Annotated in this window: 16 protein-coding genes; 12 read left to right on the top strand and 4 right to left on the bottom strand. The window is 65.2% G+C overall.

Going from position 1 to position 15,787, the window contains the following annotated elements:
- Window positions 1–10 precede the first annotated feature (10 nt).
- Genes ACWPM1_RS10515 through ACWPM1_RS10505 form a run of 3 tightly spaced genes read left to right on the top strand, consistent with a single transcriptional unit; the run spans window position 11 to window position 5,429 of the window.
- Window positions 11–4,267 carry a strawberry notch-like NTP hydrolase domain-containing protein gene (locus ACWPM1_RS10515; protein WP_455694783.1) on the top strand — a complete coding sequence of 1,419 codons (4,257 nt, stop codon included), beginning with the start codon at window positions 11–13 and terminating at the stop codon, window positions 4,265–4,267.
- A gap of 32 nt (window positions 4,268–4,299) precedes the next feature.
- The gene (locus ACWPM1_RS10510; RefSeq protein WP_455694782.1) at window positions 4,300–4,713 is read left to right on the top strand and encodes an MbcA/ParS/Xre antitoxin family protein; all 414 of its coding nucleotides are present in this window, start codon (window positions 4,300–4,302) and stop codon (window positions 4,711–4,713) included.
- Window positions 4,710–5,429: an RES family NAD+ phosphorylase gene (locus ACWPM1_RS10505; RefSeq protein ID WP_455694781.1), complete on the top strand. Its 720-nt coding sequence runs from the start codon at window positions 4,710–4,712 to the stop codon at window positions 5,427–5,429. The genes ACWPM1_RS10510 and ACWPM1_RS10505 overlap by 4 nt, the downstream gene beginning before the upstream one ends.
- 49 nt (window positions 5,430–5,478) lie before the next feature.
- Here ACWPM1_RS10505 and ACWPM1_RS10500 read toward each other — a convergent pair whose 3' ends face one another.
- Window positions 5,479–5,967 (bottom strand): hypothetical protein, encoded by a 489-nt coding sequence (locus ACWPM1_RS10500; protein ID WP_455694780.1) that lies wholly within the window; start codon window positions 5,965–5,967, stop codon window positions 5,479–5,481.
- Between the two features lie 91 nt (window positions 5,968–6,058).
- Entirely contained in the window at window positions 6,059–6,757 is a 699-nt protein-coding gene (locus tag ACWPM1_RS10495; RefSeq protein ID WP_455694779.1) for a hypothetical protein, read from the bottom strand.
- Window positions 6,758–6,856: 99 nt separating this feature from the next.
- Here ACWPM1_RS10495 and ACWPM1_RS10490 point away from each other — a divergent pair, with 99 nt between their 5' ends.
- Complete coding sequence (locus ACWPM1_RS10490) at window positions 6,857–7,645, top strand: hypothetical protein (protein WP_455694778.1); 789 nt, start codon at window positions 6,857–6,859, stop codon at window positions 7,643–7,645.
- Window positions 7,623–8,381, top strand: a complete 759-nt coding sequence (locus ACWPM1_RS10485) for a PGN_0703 family putative restriction endonuclease (RefSeq protein ID WP_455694777.1) — start codon at window positions 7,623–7,625, stop codon at window positions 8,379–8,381. Before ACWPM1_RS10490 ends, ACWPM1_RS10485 begins: the two co-directional genes overlap by 23 nt.
- A 76-nt stretch (window positions 8,382–8,457) precedes the next feature.
- Here ACWPM1_RS10485 and ACWPM1_RS10480 read toward each other — a convergent pair whose 3' ends face one another.
- Window positions 8,458–8,643, bottom strand: a complete 186-nt coding sequence (locus tag ACWPM1_RS10480; protein WP_455694776.1) for a hypothetical protein — start codon at window positions 8,641–8,643, stop codon at window positions 8,458–8,460.
- 199 nt (window positions 8,644–8,842) lie between these two features.
- On the opposite strand from ACWPM1_RS10480, the gene ACWPM1_RS10475 reads away from it, so the two are divergent.
- The 7 genes from ACWPM1_RS10475 (at window position 8,843) to ACWPM1_RS10445 (ending at window position 15,335) form a co-directional block, all read left to right on the top strand.
- On the top strand, window positions 8,843–10,843 hold the full coding sequence (locus ACWPM1_RS10475) for a ParB/RepB/Spo0J family partition protein (protein ID WP_455694775.1): 2,001 nt from the start codon (window positions 8,843–8,845) through the stop codon (window positions 10,841–10,843).
- A 153-nt stretch (window positions 10,844–10,996) separates the two neighbouring features.
- Entirely contained in the window at window positions 10,997–11,932 is a 936-nt protein-coding gene (locus tag ACWPM1_RS10470; RefSeq protein ID WP_455694774.1) for an ArdC family protein, read from the top strand.
- An 11-nt stretch (window positions 11,933–11,943) separates the two neighbouring features.
- Window positions 11,944–12,366: a hypothetical protein gene (locus ACWPM1_RS10465; RefSeq protein WP_455694773.1), complete on the top strand. Its 423-nt coding sequence runs from the start codon at window positions 11,944–11,946 to the stop codon at window positions 12,364–12,366.
- 300 nt (window positions 12,367–12,666) lie between these two features.
- On the top strand, window positions 12,667–13,620 hold the full coding sequence (locus ACWPM1_RS10460; protein WP_455694772.1) for a DUF2493 domain-containing protein: 954 nt from the start codon (window positions 12,667–12,669) through the stop codon (window positions 13,618–13,620).
- Between the two features lie 124 nt (window positions 13,621–13,744).
- The gene (locus ACWPM1_RS10455; protein ID WP_455694771.1) at window positions 13,745–14,206 is read left to right on the top strand and encodes a DUF6878 family protein; all 462 of its coding nucleotides are present in this window, start codon (window positions 13,745–13,747) and stop codon (window positions 14,204–14,206) included.
- A gap of 10 nt (window positions 14,207–14,216) precedes the next feature.
- A complete protein-coding gene (locus tag ACWPM1_RS10450; RefSeq protein ID WP_455694770.1) occupies window positions 14,217–14,645 on the top strand; it encodes a DUF6915 family protein in 429 nt (142 codons plus the stop codon).
- Between the two features lie 300 nt (window positions 14,646–14,945).
- Window positions 14,946–15,335 carry a single-stranded DNA-binding protein gene (locus ACWPM1_RS10445; protein WP_455694769.1) on the top strand — a complete coding sequence of 130 codons (390 nt, stop codon included), beginning with the start codon at window positions 14,946–14,948 and terminating at the stop codon, window positions 15,333–15,335.
- A 117-nt stretch (window positions 15,336–15,452) separates the two neighbouring features.
- On the opposite strand, the gene ACWPM1_RS10440 is transcribed toward ACWPM1_RS10445, so the two are convergent.
- Complete coding sequence (locus ACWPM1_RS10440) at window positions 15,453–15,683, bottom strand: DUF6437 family protein (RefSeq protein ID WP_455694768.1); 231 nt, start codon at window positions 15,681–15,683, stop codon at window positions 15,453–15,455.
- Window positions 15,684–15,787: the final 104 nt, after the last annotated feature.

The raw sequence follows: 15,787 nt of genomic DNA, 5'->3' as shown, positions 1-15,787 counted from the left end.
AGGAGGTCCCATGTCACGCTCATCCCCCGCCTTTGCCTTTCCCGATTGCAGCGAGCCGCCGGTCTTGTCCGCAGCCCGCGAGCTTGCTGGGCTCATCGAGGCAGACAAGGTGATCTGTCGCGCGCGGCTCAATGCCGTCCTCAGCGATGAATTTGGCGGGACCGATGCCGATGGCCGCTGGTCGGTGCGCGATGCCCACGCGGCGCTCGAACTCGCCCAAGTTCTGTGGCTGCGCGATAGCGCTGGTCTGACTCCGGCGTCGCCAGCCGCTGCTGCTGACGCAGCGTTCGCCCGGCCCGAGGTACTGCTGCCGAGCCATACCGTGCGCTGCGAGAAGCAGATCGAGCTGCAGCAATTTGCGACGCCGCCGCGTATCGCCTGGCTTCTGGCACGCGCCTGCGCGCTTCGTATGGGCGAAACCGTCCTCGAACCGTCGGCCGGCACCGGCATGCTGGCGATCTGGGCGGCGAAAGCGGAGGCGCGCCTGATCCTCAACGAGATATCGCCGCTGCGCCGCGAATGCCTCGGCCTCCTGTTCCCCGACGCCGAGGTGAGCGGTCACGACGGCGAGCTCATCGACGAGCTGCTCAACCCGCTTCAGGTGCCGAGCGCGGTCCTCGTCAACCCGCCCTATTCGGAAGGCATCGAGCGCGGGCACGACGGGCACACGGGCGCACGGCACTTGCGTTCGGCCTGGAAGCGTCTCGCCGCTGGCGGCCGGATGGCTGCCATCATGCCCGAGTGGTTCGACGTGCATCGGTTCCTCGCCGCCATCCGAGAACCGGTCGCGCTGCGCCTCAATGTCACGATGGAGCGTGCTTTCGCGAGGCACGGCACTTCGATCACCACGCGCCTGCTGGTGCTCGACAAGACCGAAGGAGGAGCAGAGCCGGTCGTGACTCGCGCCTGCGACTTCCGCGCGCTCTGCGAACTGGTCGACGCGCTACCGGCACGGCCGCTGCCAACTTCGCCGAAGCCACCCGGCCCCTTGTCCGGGCTTGCTCCATTCCGGCTCGCGGGTCAGGCGACCAGGCCGCGCCCGGTGACGCTCAAGCCCACGGCGGCGGCGATTTCCAGCGAGCCGTGTGTCTACGAGGCGCTCGACGTCCCGGCTCCCATCGCCGAGCAGGTCGGGCACTACTTGCCCTATCGGCCGAGCCGGATCGCGATACAGGGCACGACGGAGCATCCAACGCCGCTGGTGGAATCGGTCGCGATGGGCTCGATCACCGCGCCGATTCCGACCGAAGTTCCGCAGCTTCCGGCAGGGGTGATTGCTCGAGGTCTGCTCTCGGCTGCCCAAGCCGAGACGCTGATCTACGCAATCAGCGCCCACGCGCGCGACCTCCCCGGCCGCTATATCCCGCAGGATAAGGGCTGTTCGCTTGCGCCGAGCCCGGAGGGCGCCTCTTATCGTATGGGCTATTTCCTCGGCGACGGCACCGGGGCCGGGAAGGGGCGCCAGGTCGCCGGCGTGATCCTCGATCGTTGGCTCCGTGGCGAGCAGCGCCACATCTGGATCTCGAAGAATGAGGCGCTGCTCGAGGACGCGCGCCGCGACTGGTCGGCGCTCGGCGGGCTTCCAATCGACATCCAGCCGCTGGGCCAGTGGAGGCTCGGCCAGGAGGTGACCATGCGCGAGGGTATCCTGTTCGTCACTTATCCGACGCTGCGCTCGGGCAAGACCGATGCCACCCGCCTCGACCAGATCCTCAAATGGGCCGGTCATGACTTCGAGGGCGTGATCGTGTTCGACGAGGCTCACGCGATGGCCAATGCCGCAGGCGGCGAGGGCTCGCGCGGCAAGGTCAAAGGCTCCGAGCAGGGCGTCGCCGGCGTTCGCCTACAAAACCTGCTGCCGCGCGCCCGCGTCCTCTATGCCTCGGCAACCGGTGCGTCCGACGTCAACAATCTCGCCTATGCGACACGTCTTGGCCTCTGGGGTCCGGAGACGGCGTTCGCAAACCGCGAAGCGTTCGTGAGCGACATCCGCGAGGGCGGAATCGCAGCGATGGAGCTGGTTGCGCGCGACCTGAAGTCGCTCGGGCTCTACACGGCCCGCGCGCTGTCCTTTGCCGGCGTCGAGTACGAGATCCTCGAGCACAAGCTTACGCCTGAGCAGATCGCGGTCTACGATGCGTATGCGGAAGCTTGGGCGGTCATTCACGCCAACCTGCGGGAAGCGCTCGAAGCGACGCGGATTGTCGACGCGGACAGCGGCGACACGCTCAACAGCGGCGCCAAGTCCGCTGCATTGTCGATCTTCGAAGGCACGAAGCAGCGCTTCTTCGCCCAGCTACTGTTGTCGATGAAGCTGCCGAGCATGCTGCCCGCGATCGAGGGGGCGCTGGCCGATGGTAACGCTGTCGTGGTCCAGCTGGTCTCCACGGCTGAAGCCATGCTCGACCGGCGTCTGGCGGAGCTGTCGGACGAGGAACGCGAAGCGCTTGAGATCGACCTTTCCCCGCGCGAATACGTAATCGATTATCTTGCGAAGAGCTTCCCGGTCCGCCTGATGGCGGTGTTCACCGACGAGAACGGCAATCCTCGCTCCGAGCCGATGGTCGACGACGAGGGCCGTCCGGTGCTGTGCCGTTCGGCCCTCGCGGCACGGGACCGGATGATCGAGCAGCTCTGCGCTCTGCCGCCGATCGCCACGGCGCTGGATGCGATCATTGAGCGGTTCGGTGTCGAGCAGGTCGCCGAGGTGACCGGACGGAGCCGGCGGCTGATCATCGGCCCGGACGGACGACAGAAGCTCCAGCCGCGCAGTCCACGCTCAAACGTCGCCGAGACCCAGGCCTTCATGGACGGCGGCAAGCGCATCCTGGTCTTCTCCGACGCCGGGGGCACGGGCCGCAGCTATCACGCCGACCTCTCTGCCAGGAACCAAGCCCGGCGCGTTCACTTCCTGCTCGAGCCCGGCTGGCGCGCCGATGCCGCGATCCAGGGGCTGGGGCGCACGAACCGCACCAACCAGGCCTCGGCGCCGCTGTTCCGCCCCGTGACCACCGACGTTCGCGGCGAGCGGCGTTTCATCTCGACCATCGCCCGTCGCCTCGACAGCCTTGGCGCCCTTACCCGCGGGCAGCGCCAGACGGGCGGGCAGAACTTGTTCGATCCGGCCGACAATCTCGAAAGCGTCTACGCCAAGGAGGCGCTCAATCGCTGGTTCGGCCTGCTTTTCATGGGCAAGCTCGAAGCGGTGGGTCTGGCCAAGTTCCAGGAGCTGACCGGCCTCCGGATCGAGGGGGTCGACGGCGGCATGATCGACGACCTTCCCACCATCCAGCGCTGGCTCAACCGAATACTCGCGCTGCCGATCGCCTTGCAGAACGCGATTTTCGATGAGTTTCTGGCGCTGGTCGAAGCGCGGGTCGATGCCGCACGACAGGCCGGCACGCTCGATCTCGGCGTCGAAACGATCGCGGTCGAGAGCTTCGAGGTCCTCTCCGATACTTTGCTTCGCACCGACGCCCTCTCGGGCGCAACGACGCACCTGCTTGAACTGGAGATCGCCCGAGCGCTCAAGCCCCTGACGCTGGCGAGGCTCGACGAACACTACGGCATCGAGGGCCCGCGGCACCGCCCGCTGCGCAACGGCCGTTCGGGCCGTGTCGGGCTCCTGGTGCCGGCGCGCAGCCTGCTGACCGACGAAGGAGCGCGGATTGCACGTTTCGAACTGCATCGTCCGCTGAAGCGGGGATATCTAACCGTCGATCAGTTGGACGAGAGCAGTTGGGAGCCGGTCGACGTCGGGGAATTCCGGCGCCTGTGGCAGGAAGAAGTCGACGAGGCGGCATCGAGCCTCAAGCACGAGCGCCTCCACCTCGCGACCGGCTTGCTGCTGCCGGTCTGGGACAAACTTCCAACTGATCACGTTCGAGTGAGCCGGATATGCGCGAGCGATGGCCGTTCGCTGCTCGGCCGCGAGGTTCCGGTTCACTGTGTTGCCGAGATCTTGCGCGCTCTTGGGCTGGAGCATGGTCACACCATCTCAACGGATGACATCGTGCAGGCGGTTCTGGCGACCGGCCGTCCCATGGAAGTGAGGGGCAGAGAGGAACTCACGATCAAGCGCAGCCTCGTCAACGGTGGGCAGCGGCTCGAGCTGACCGGGTGGAGCGCGGCCCGCCTTGACTGGTACAAGGCAAAAGGCTGCTTCACCGAGATCATCCGCTACCAAACCCGGCTGTTCGTGCCGCTCGCGGACGCTTCGAGCATTATTGCGAAGCTCCGATCGAACGACATTGCCAAATGGCCTTGATTTGGCTATATGATGCCATATGGAGACACAGCATGCTTGCGCTTGAGCCCGTCGCTACCGTTCCCGAGGCATTCCGTCCCGATCCTGTAACTCAGCAGGAAGCGGCTGCCATGTTCCGGGCAGCACTCAATCTCTTTGCCAAATGGGAACTGACCGACGAGCAGGCAGCGACTTTGCTCGACATGCCGGTCCGGTCCTACCGGCGCTGGAAAGCTGAAGGGCCGGGGCGGATCTCGCGCGATGGCCGAGCGCGCCTCTCCAACCTGATGGGCATCCACAAGGCGCTCAGGATCATCTTTTCCGAGCCGCAGCGGGGCTATGCCTGGATACGGACCCGAAACACCGCCTTTGCCGAAGCAAGCGCTCTTGATGTGATGCTCGGCGGCGAGCTTACCGACATCATGCGGGTGCGCCGCTATCTCGATGCCGAGCGCGGTGGTTGGTGACGTCGGAGGAGATTCCGGTTTCGCGCGTTGAGTGGAAAGGTGCTGTCAGGATCATCCGCAGCGCCTTTCCGCCGATCGATCTGTTCGAGGACATCGCCGATCCAGCTGACTGGCCGCTGCTGATCTCCGCGGAGCAGAAGACCAACCCCCGCGTCATGGCGAGCCTCGGCAATCTCGATCTCGTTCCGGTCGAGCGTCGGGTCGGCGGCAAAGGCGCGTCCTATTTGATGGCGCCTTTCACGCATGTGAGCACGGACAGGCCGAGCCGCTTCACCGACGGAACCTTTGGGGTCCTCTATGCCGGCAATGTCTTCGAGACGGCCCTGTTCGAGACGATCCATCATCATGAGCGCTTCATGGCCAGGACCGCCGAGGAAGCTGGTTGGACGTCGCAGTTCCGCGAGATCGTGCTTTCGGTCCATGCCGATCTGCACGATCTCAGAGGACCTGAGCGGCATGGCCATCCGGCCCTCGATCCGGACACCCACAAGGCATCGCAAGAGTTGGCGAAGAGCCTCAAGGGCGCTGGCTCGGACGGGGTGGTATATCCCAGCATCCGGCATCCCGGCGGCGAATGCGTTGGCCTCTTCTACCCTGATTGTGCTTCGGCGCCGGTCCAGGGCCGGCATCTCGACTACCACTGGGACGGCGAGCACGTCGACCTTGTGCGCGATTCAGGAACCGGGGAGGTCTTCCGGGTGGTGGACGTTGACTGAACCGGCTGCGAGCAAGTGTCAGTAGTGGCCTGCGCGGGACGATTGGAAGCTATGCTCCGAGTCTGTGCGGATCGTTGGCGAACGGCGGCTTGCCATAGATCTGTCGAAAAGATGCGATTAGCTTCGCCTCGACCTCGACGGGCACCCGTCCCGGGGTTTCCTTCCACGCGACGAGTAGCTGGTCGATGCTCGTCAACTGCCAGATCAGCCGTCCACCCCAATGACCGATAGCCTTACCCGTGCCGAAGTCAGCGAACTGAGTGAGGCGGCGCTTTAGCTTGTCCGCCTTTCCAATATAGACGACCTCGGCACCATCGACCCAGTTAGCGGCGAGCGCCTCGTTCGGCACCGTCGGGTCTTTGCCCTTAAACCAACCCCCGCAGCTTCGCTCCGCGAACGTCGCCGGATTGTCGCCGCTGTAGGTGATCACATAGACCCCGCCCGACGAAGGACAACCGCTTGCCCTGATCGCCGGGAATGGAACCCAGCCGACGAAGCCGGCAGCTTCTAGTGAGGGGCGCGTGAACTGCACCACCATGACATAGCATCAGCGTCGCCTTGGGCGAGAGGATTGATGAGGAAGATTCGTAAACATCGTGCCGAGAGATAGGCGGCACGGTAGCTTCGGCTCATCCCCAAGTGAGGTTTTCGATCTTCTTGTTGAGCAGGTCGTTCGGGAAGGCACGGATCAATAGAGACTCGATATCGCCGATCATTCCGTCCACGACCTGATAGGCGCTGACGTACTCGGCAAGCTCATGAAGCCGAACATTGATGGGCCTGATCTGGCGACGCATCTCGTCGGAGGTACGGAAGTCCTGGCGCCGCTCCGGGTGCTGAACGCGCAGGATGCGCTGCAGGTTAGGATCGCGGTCGCGGTTGTAGGCCAGGTTGATCTCCTTCCAGAGCGATTGTGCCTTGGTCTTCCCCGCATATAAAGCGCGGCCGCGACTGTCGTAGAAGATGTAGACGCCGCGGTGGCCCTCGAGCTCGCGCTTCAGGCCTGAGAGATAAGGGTGCTCATCGTCGCCCTTGCCGGCATCAAAGATGCGACAGGTATCGCCATTTCCAACTTTTGTGCGCTGGATCTGGAAAAACTCGACGATGGGCGTGATCGCCTCGGACTCACTCCGGCGCTTCGATGCCTTCGCGACCGACGCAAGCAGACCGGCCATCTGGCGTGCGGTGATCACCTCGCGCGCGCGCCAATTCGCAAGCCCCGTTATGCTGATCCCGAGATAGTCGGCGAGGGCGCGATCCGTCGGCGGCGCCGAGCCGACAACCGCAATCGAGCGGCGCACCTGGTCGATCAGTTCTTTCCCGTTCACGATAACCCCCCGCATCACCGTAACGCCAAAGGACGCAAATAGAAGCAGTCTTGCCGACGACGTTGGCTTGCGCCGCTCCACTCGTCATACATCTTCAGCATGACGTCCTCCTCCCCTCCAACATCCTTGATCGACGGGGTGGAGGCGGCAGCTTGCGAAGCGCTCGGGATCGCGCGCCTGCGGCACCGATCAGCCCTGAAATCGCTCGGACACCAATCTGCCGTCGATCTGGCCGAATTGGTGCATCGGGTCATATCCGCGAACTGGACTGCCGGTCGTGCGGGCGACAACAAGGAGCGCTCAGCTCAGAACTGGCGATGGGCGCTCCAACCACAGATCGGGGTAGAGAACCGAAGCCCGGAAGTAGTGCTCGAGCGCGGCATCGCAGGAGCATGCGCACGGGCCGGTCGCAGCGATTGGGCCAACCAGATTCCCGTCGCCTCAGGCCTGATCCAAGGGGCATCTGACGGACGACGCGCCATCGACCTCGTCCACAGGAACAGCGTCCGCCGCTTCGAGTTTATCGAACTCAAGATCGCAAGCGATACCCCGCTCTACGCGGCGGTGGAGCTGTTGGGTTATGCGAGCGCCTGGCTGCTCGCGCGCGCGGACCCGCCGGCGCGCCCATCGGTGTTGCTCGAAGCTGAGCACCTCGACCTTCGGGTACTGGCGCCCGCACCATACTATGCCCCGTTCGATCTCAAGAACCTGGGGGCTACACTTCATAACAGCGTACGGTCGCTGGGAGAGAGGTGCGGGGTCAGCTTGTCTTTTGGGTTCGACGTCTTGCCCGGTGAACTTTCGCATTCGCCGTTGCCCGATGACGCCACGCTCCTGGACTTGCTGTCGAAGCGGCAGCCGCTACATGACGGCCTGCATCATGGATGATGTCTTCCTGCCCGGAGTGCCTAGGCAGCATATTCTGGGCCGGCTCGAAGCTGCCGGCGGCAACGAGGTCGCTTCTGGCAAACTGGCTCACTCAGAAAGTTCGGCTGCGCTGGCGGTCAATGCATTCGGCTGGTTCATAGAACGTCCGGGGTTGCTTCCGCCGCTGCCGGGAACAGCGCATGCCGGTGCTGTCGAGAGCGTCGAAGTAGAATATTGCGCCCGCTTTCCTTGGCCTGGCGGACGCCACCCGTGGCTGGACGCTGCAGCAGTCACCCAGACCCACCTGGTTGGTATCGAGTCGAAGCGCTTCGAGCCGTTTCGGGACAAAAAGCAGGCTTCGCTATCCACTGCCTACGACAGGCCGGTGTGGGGCGAGCATATGCGGGGCTATTGCCGGGTCCGCGACGAGCTACGGTCAGGAGACATCAGCTTTCAGCACCTCGACAGCGCTCAGCTCGTCAAACATGCCTACGGCCTGATTACAGATGCAAGCCGGCTCCGAAAGCGGCCGCTTTTGTTTTACCTGTTTGCCGAGCCCGCCGAGCGCGACGGACAGGCCATAGCGGCTGAGGATCGTGCTCGCCATCGCGCAGAGATCAGGAAGTTCGCGTCCGCCGTCGAAGGCGATGACGTGGAATTCTGCTACGCGAGTTACCGCGAATGGTTCGCCGACTGGCCCTCGACGGGAGAGGTTCGGAGTCACGCCCGTGCTCTTACAGAGCGGTTCAACCCATGAGCTGATGATCGGGACTGGCGTTTCAAAGCAGGTGCTCAGAGCAGACGTGGCGGTGAAGTGAGCCCGATACCGGCCACTAATCGCCGCTGCAGACATCACAGAGCGCGACATCGGGGGTGACCACGCCCTCGTTGATACCGAACGGATTTTGGCAATGCACGCAAACGGCGATCGGCTCTGAGCGATAGACGGGCACCGGCCGGTACTCCCGCTTCCCTTTCTCTTCGTGCCAGAGGCGCTTCTCTTCGTCAGTGAACGACATCGTCAACCCTGTTCCGCTGTCGCAAGACTAGATACCGCGAGTTAACGTCCTCTTTCTCTCGCGTTACCGCCGTGACTGGACAGTCCGCTGTCAGTCACATTGGGTCAATTAGCCCGGTAGAGGGGAGGGGGCTGTGCCCTGATTGAGCCACAGGGCGTCGATGGTCGACGCGCCGGGCTCGCAATCAGGAGACAGTCCCATGATCAAGACGATCCCTCTGAACAAGCTTGTTCAGTCGCCCCGCAATGTCCGTCGGCACGCTGATGCAGCTGCCGATGCCGAGCTCAAGGCCAGCATCGCCGCGCACGGCCTTCTGCAGAACCTCATCGTGCGGCCCGCGGCCAAGGGCAAGTTCGAGGTCGAGGCCGGCGAGCGCCGCCGCCGCGCCATGCTGGCTTTGGCTGAGGATAAGGTCCTGCGGCGCGACCATGCGGTCACGTGCCTGGTCCTAGAGCAAGTCGCTGAAGCAGCGGTCGAGACCAGCCTTGCGGAGAACTTCCACCGCCTGGCAATGAACCCGGCCGACGAAGCGCAGGCTTTTGCCTCGCTCGTCGAAGGCGGAGCCTCGAGCGAGGACGTTGCACGCCGCTTCGGGCTCACGGTTCGCTTCGTCGAAGGCCGGCTGCGCCTCGCCAGGCTCGCACCGGTCGTCTTCGATGCTCTCGCTTCCGGTGAGATCACGCTCGATATGGCCAAGGCATTCGGCGCGACCTCGGATCAGGAGGTTCAGGCCCGCGTCTTCGAGCAGATCTCCTCGGCATACTACGCTCCCAATCCCGACAGCATCCGCCGCATGGTGCTTTCGGGCACGGTCCGGGGCAGCGATCCGCGGGCCCGGCTTGTGGGGCGTGACGCCTATGTCGCGGCCGGCGGACGCATTGAGCGCGAGCTGTTCGACGACGACGACAGCGAATCCTGGGCTGATGTTGCCCTGCTCGAGAGCCTGGCTCAGGCCCGGATGGAAGAGCGGGCCGCGGCGTTCGCCGCAGAGCAGGGGCTCGCCTGGGTCAAGCCCACGCTCGATCCCTACGCCAGCCACGATCTCGTCGAAGGGCTGGTTCGGCTTCCCGCCGAGCCCGCGCCGCTGACCGAGGCGGAGCTCGCCCGACTAGACGAGCTCGATGCCTCTTACGACGAGCACGCAGCCATCCTCGAGGACGAGGAGAGCGCCGAGGAGGCTGTCGCCGCCGCTGAAGTCGCGATCGAGGCGATCGAGCGCGAGTGCCAGGACATCCGCAATCGACCGCCCGTGCTCGCGCCCGAGCTCAAGGCCGAGGCCGGCATGCTCCTCACGCTGTCGCGTGACGGCACGCCGGTGCTGCAGCCGGTCTTCTACGGCGAACGCCAGGTCGAGGCCGGAGCCGAGAACGAAGGAATCGAGATCGTCCCGGGCGATGCGCGCGACGGCAGACGTCGCTCGGCTCTATCGAAGCGGCTTGTCGACGAGCTCGCCATGCAGCGCCGCGACATCCTCGCTCTTCACATTGCGTCCGATCCGGGCCTGGCGCTCGATCTCATGGTCTTTACGCTGGCCGATTCCGACACGCTCGATTGGCGCTCGCGGTCAGCTACGACGATCCGGGGAGGCATCCCGGCCGGCCCCATTGTCGGCTTCGAGGCAAAGGATGCGCCAGCGAGCGCAGCGTTTGCGGAACTCAAGTCGGGCCTGGATGAGACCTGGCGGGCCGGCGAGGACGTCGCCGCGCGGTTCGATCGGTTCCGGACCCTGCCTGAGGAAGCTCGGGCCGCCTGGCTCGGTTTCGTCGTCGCGCGCTCGCTCGAGGCCAGCCTCAACATGGCCGGTGAACGGCGGATCGCCTTCCAGGATCATCTCGGCCAGCAAATCGGAATCGACACGGCACGTTGGTGGCGGCCGACCGCGGCCAACTACTTCGACCGGGTGTCGAAGCAGGTGATCCTCGATGCGCTCGCGGATGTTGGCGGCAAGGAGCTTTCCTCGCGCTTCGCTTCGGTCAAGAAGACCGATCTCGCGATGAGCGCCGAGCGCATCTTCGCCGGGACCTACATCACCGAGCCCGAAGTGCGTGAGCGCGCGCTCGCCTGGGTGCCCGAGGTGATGCGCTTCGCGAGCACCGCTGAGAACGAGCCCGAAGCCGTTCCGACGCTCGATGACGCTGAAGAGGCGGCCTCGGACGGCTCGAGCGGTGCCCACGAGGTCCCCCGCGAGCTGGCTGCCTGACCTCCTCCTGACAGGCAGACCACTCGTATGGGCGAAGCGGTCCCCTGCCTTACCGCAGGGGGCCGCTTCCTTTCTGGAAAGAGAGCGGAGGAGGCTTCTGGCTTTGCGGTCTGATCCGGCGATCGCGCCGGCAGGCCGATCAGGAGACCCCTCATGTCCTTTCGCAACTCGACAAGCGGCGGCCAGTCCCCCGCCGCCCGCATCACCCAGGAAATCATCTCGCGGCTCGAAGCCGGCACCAGGCCCTGGGTCAAGCCATGGCGCGGCGTGCCCGTATCGCGCCCCTTGCGCGCCTGCAGTACGCCCTATCGGGGTATGAACGTATTCTGGCTGTGGATGATTGCCGACATGTGCGGCTACGCCTCGCCCTTCTGGATGACCTACAATCAGGCGCAGAAGCTCGGCGGCCAGGTCCGCAAGGGCGAGAAGTCGACCATCGCCATCTTATACAAGAGCTACACCAGGCAGGTGGAGGAGCCTGCCAGCGGCGACAGCATCGAGGAGGCGAGGCGCGTTCTCAAGGCCTACCCGGTCTTCAACGCCGATCAGGTCGACGGCCTGCCCGCGCGCTTCCACCCAGCCGCCTCCCTCGAACTCGTCGAGCCGGAAGGGCGGGAGCAGGCTCTCGATGCTTTCTTCGCTAGGATTCCGGCCGAGCTCCGGCACCAGGGGGACGAGGCCTATTACGAGCCGATCGCTGACCGCATCACCATGCCGCGCGCGCACCTGTTCTCCGGCTTCGACCACTATTACGCTACGCTCGCACATGAGCTGTCGCACTGGACCGGCCATGCAAGCCGTCTGGCGCGCGATCTCGGGAACCGCTTCGGCTCGGCGGCCTATGCCGCCGAAGAGCTTATCGCCGAGCTTTCGAGCGCCATGCTCGGAGCCGAGTTGGGGCTGCCCGTCACCCACCTCGACAGCCATGCCAGCTACATCGACCATTGGCTGAAGCTGCTCAGGGACGACGACCGGGCGATCCTCACCGCCGCCGCCAGGGCCGAAGAAGCATCGAGCCTGCTCCTGAACCTTGCCGGCCGCGAGGTCGCCGGGGCTGAAGAGCCCGGCGATGTTTCGCTGGCAGCCTGAGGGAGGTCGTTATGGGCAGATCCGTCAGCTATCCCGCTCGTGCCGTTGTCGCTTTCACCGTGCTCGAGATCGAGACGGAGGACGATTGGGAATTCGAGTACGCGTGGCTCCGCGATGACGTGCTGGACCGGGCGACACACCTCTTCCCGTCACTGGCGCCTCATGACGGCTGGCGCGGCCGCGAAGATCGGATCCTTGCGCGCAACGCGTTCGCCGACTTCAGCATCTCGGTCTACGGGGGCCTTGTCGCGGTCTGGATCGTCGAGCGCAACGACGGTTCCTATTGGGATGCGGACCGGCGGACCGTCCGTTCGCCTCGGGCGCAGCGCTGGCTCGCGCAGATCGCGCCGAAGTTCGACGCCGAGTTCGGGGATTACGATTGCCTCGGTCACATGTCGAACGGCGAGGGAGTCTATCGCAGGCGCGTCGCCTGATGACCGCGTGGCAGATTGGCGATCAACTCGCGAACATCCTCCCGGCCCGGTCCGGCCCGGTTAGCCGCTCCTGGGCTGGCGCCATGCGAGAGAGGCCCTGGGCCAGCCGGCGGTTCCCGCAACCCGGCTTCGGCAGGCCCGTGTTGGCGCGGCCTTCGGCCAGCGCCTGCCCGCGCCAGCCCGCCGAAGCGGGTTCCCCTTCGGTGCGGGCATCCGCCTGACCGCTGGCCCTGACGGGCTCTCGCTGGCGCAGTCCATGAAGGGCGGTGCCGGCGTCACGCCAGTCAGGAGGAAACGCTCATGCATACGTCATTCGCCGACCAGCTCGCGGGGCTCGATCTCGCCGGCTTCTCGATCGGCCCGGCCCCGGTCACCAGTACCGACTTTCCCGAGCGCCAAGCCGTCGTCCAGACGCTCGAAGCGGTCTGGTCCGACCTCTTCGCCATGATCTCGGGGACCGCGCTCGAGGCCGATGCCGAGGATCTCGGCTGGGCCTTCGTCAACATCTTCCACCGCTCGGCGGCACGCAAATCAACAGCTCTCGACCGGGCAACCGACGAGGTGCGAGCGCTCGTCGCCACCGCCGATGGTTCGGAGGTCCAAACCCACGAGCTCGAGACCCAGATCGAACGCGCGCAGTGCGCCGAAAGCGCCATGCTGGCGCTCGAGGAGATGCGCGAGGTTGCGGCCGCACTCTACATCAACGAGTTCGGTTCGTCCTGGAGGCCCGTTTCCAGCTCCCGCTTCAATCACAGCGCGATGCTGACCTCGGCGCTTATCGAGGGACGCGATTTCCTGCGCGCTCGTGCCGAGGCCAAGCGCCGGGCCGCTATGCCCGAAGGGACGCCGGTTGTCTTCGCCGGGGGACGCACCCGCCACCCCACCGACGAGGAGGCTCTGACCTTCGCGAACAACGTCTGGGCGACTCTCGACAAGGTCCGCGACCGGGTGCCCGACATGGTGCTCGTCCACGGCGGCGACACGAAGGGCGTCGACCGCCTAGCCTCGTCCTGGGCCGAGCGGCGGCAAGTGCCGCAGGTAAGCTTCTCGCTCGACATGAGGCTGGGAGCTCGGGCAGGCTTCAAGCGCAACGAACGCATGCTCTCGCTCGACCCGCGTTACGTCGTTGCCTTTCCCGGCAACGGCGTCCTCGAACGCCTGGTCATCGAGGCCAAGGTACGGCGGATCACCGTCGTCGACCGCCGGGGCCGGCTCGGGACAAGCCCCAAAAGCGCTTCCGGCGGCAGCGACTGAGGGCCGGTCCGGCCTTCGCGCCAGCGCCTGACTGGCGCTGGCGCAGCTGCGTCAGAGAAGAGGCGGGCGCCTGCCTCTCCGAGCCGGGCGAGCGACGTCCGGCCGCAGCAGAGGAGGACATTTCATGGTCGATTTTAGCGCATCAATCGCCGAATTCGCGGTCCGTAAGGCGGAGCGTGCAGCGCAGACCGATATCGAAATCCAGCACCTCAAGGGCGTGATTGTTCCGGCGCTGCAGACTACCGGGATAGCTCGCGTCGAGATACGCTTCGACGGCTGCGGCGACAGCGGCGCGGTCGAGGAATGCGTCTGCTACAACGTGGCTGGCGCTGCCGTTCCATGCCCCGAGGTCACGGTCGAGCCCTTCCGCGGTCTGGACGCGGAAGCGCATCACGAAGCCGAACATCCCACGCTCGCTGGGGCGCTGGAATCACTTACCTATCTCGCGCTCGAACGCCACTATCCCGGCTGGGCGATCAACGACGGCGCGTACGGCGCGCTCATGATTGAGGCGGCGAAGGCCAACGTCATTCTCGATTGCAGCCTGCGCTTTACCGCCACCGACGATCATTCGACCGAGCTGTAGGAGACCGCAGATGGCGCATTGTTACTATCACGCACTCTCCTCGGTCCGGAAATGGGGCGGTGTGGTCGAAGACTATCTCCCGCTTCACCAGTGGTTCGATCAATCCGAGGCGATCCTTGCGGATCCCAGGCACCGCGCACTGCGGCACCATGCCGAGGGGATATTCATGCTCGAAGCGCTCTTCGGAGCAACCATCGTCAACGCCGACGGCCGGACGGTTCCGGTACGTCTTGTCGGGGAGCAGCACGTCCGCGAGGACTTGGGCTCGATCCCTTCGTTTGCCGATTGGGCGCGCCTAATCACACCGCAGGCCTGGATGCTCAGGGGGCACCCTTTCGACGATGCGGTTGCAGCACCGGGCGATGGCGTTGCCGATGCCGGTGCAATTCCGTCCGGCAGTTTGTCTTCCGCCGGAGGGCCGTCGCGCATCGTGATTTGAAGCTGCCTCCGGGTGGGCAATGTGCCCGCCTGGTTCAGGCGGCTCGGGACAGTGACGGGAGCATGGCGTTCCTGCCCAGGGCATTCGTGACCAACCCGGCTTCAATGCAAACCTGTCCCTGAAGCAACCCTCGTCGAGACGCGCAACCCGGACCAGGTCCGGCCGTGTTGCCGGGCTTTGCCCGGCTGCCCGCACCACCCGAACCAGTTCCAGGTTCCCCTTCGGTGCGCTTCGCCGTGGGCCGCTTCCTGTCGGGTTTGCAGCCGGGATGGACCCGGATGCTCGATCAGGAGAAGACCCATGACCAATCTCGTTATCCTCGTCGGCCGCATCGCCCGCGACCCCGAAACCCGCACCACCAACGGTGGAACCAGCATCACCTCGATCTCGGTGGTGACCGACCGGCCAGCCCGCAGGGAAGGCAAGACCTACAAGGACGAGAACGGCTACACCGCCAAGGACAGCGAATTCCACCGCGTCACCTGCTTCAACGGGCTCGGTCAGAACGTCGCCAAGTACTGCACCAAGGGCCAGCTCGTGACGGTCGAAGGGCGCATCCACTACACCCAATGGGAGGACCAGAGCGGCGCCAAGCGCTACGGCTGCGAGATCATCGCCGACAAGGTCGACTTCCTCTCGAAGGGCCGCTCGGCCGCCAACGAAGGCGCTCCCGACATCGACGACGACTGACCAATCTGTTCCCACGACAAGGCCCCGGTGGTACGCGCCATCGGGGCCTTTTCTTTTGCTCGCAGGCTTAGGCGGCGGTGCGGGGCATCGAACCCGCGCACCGCCGCCCGTTGCTCATCAGGCAGGGGCGAGGCGCTTCAACGTCTCGTCGATCCCGAGCGTCATCGATGCGCGAACGAGCTGGCGAAGTTGCGCCGGTTCGATCGTCTCGGCGCCGCACTCGACGAGCACCTTGCTGAGCTCGGCGGCCGCTTCCTCGCGGAGCCGGGCTTCCCGGGCATCAAGCTCCTCGCGCTGTTCGCGCAGCTTCTTGAGCGCATCCCGCGCGCTCGGTTTGGACCTGGCCATCATGGAATCCTTTCGCTGGCCGTTGGTCCCCTCCGACGCTGATTCTGCCATCGTCGCGGCGTGTAGGAAAATGGTTTGTGAGGCGGCGGCAGCGCGTACCCGCA

This window comes from Tsuneonella sp. HG249 (genome assembly GCF_053819205.1).
This window is presented reverse-complemented; position numbering and strand designations above follow the sequence as displayed.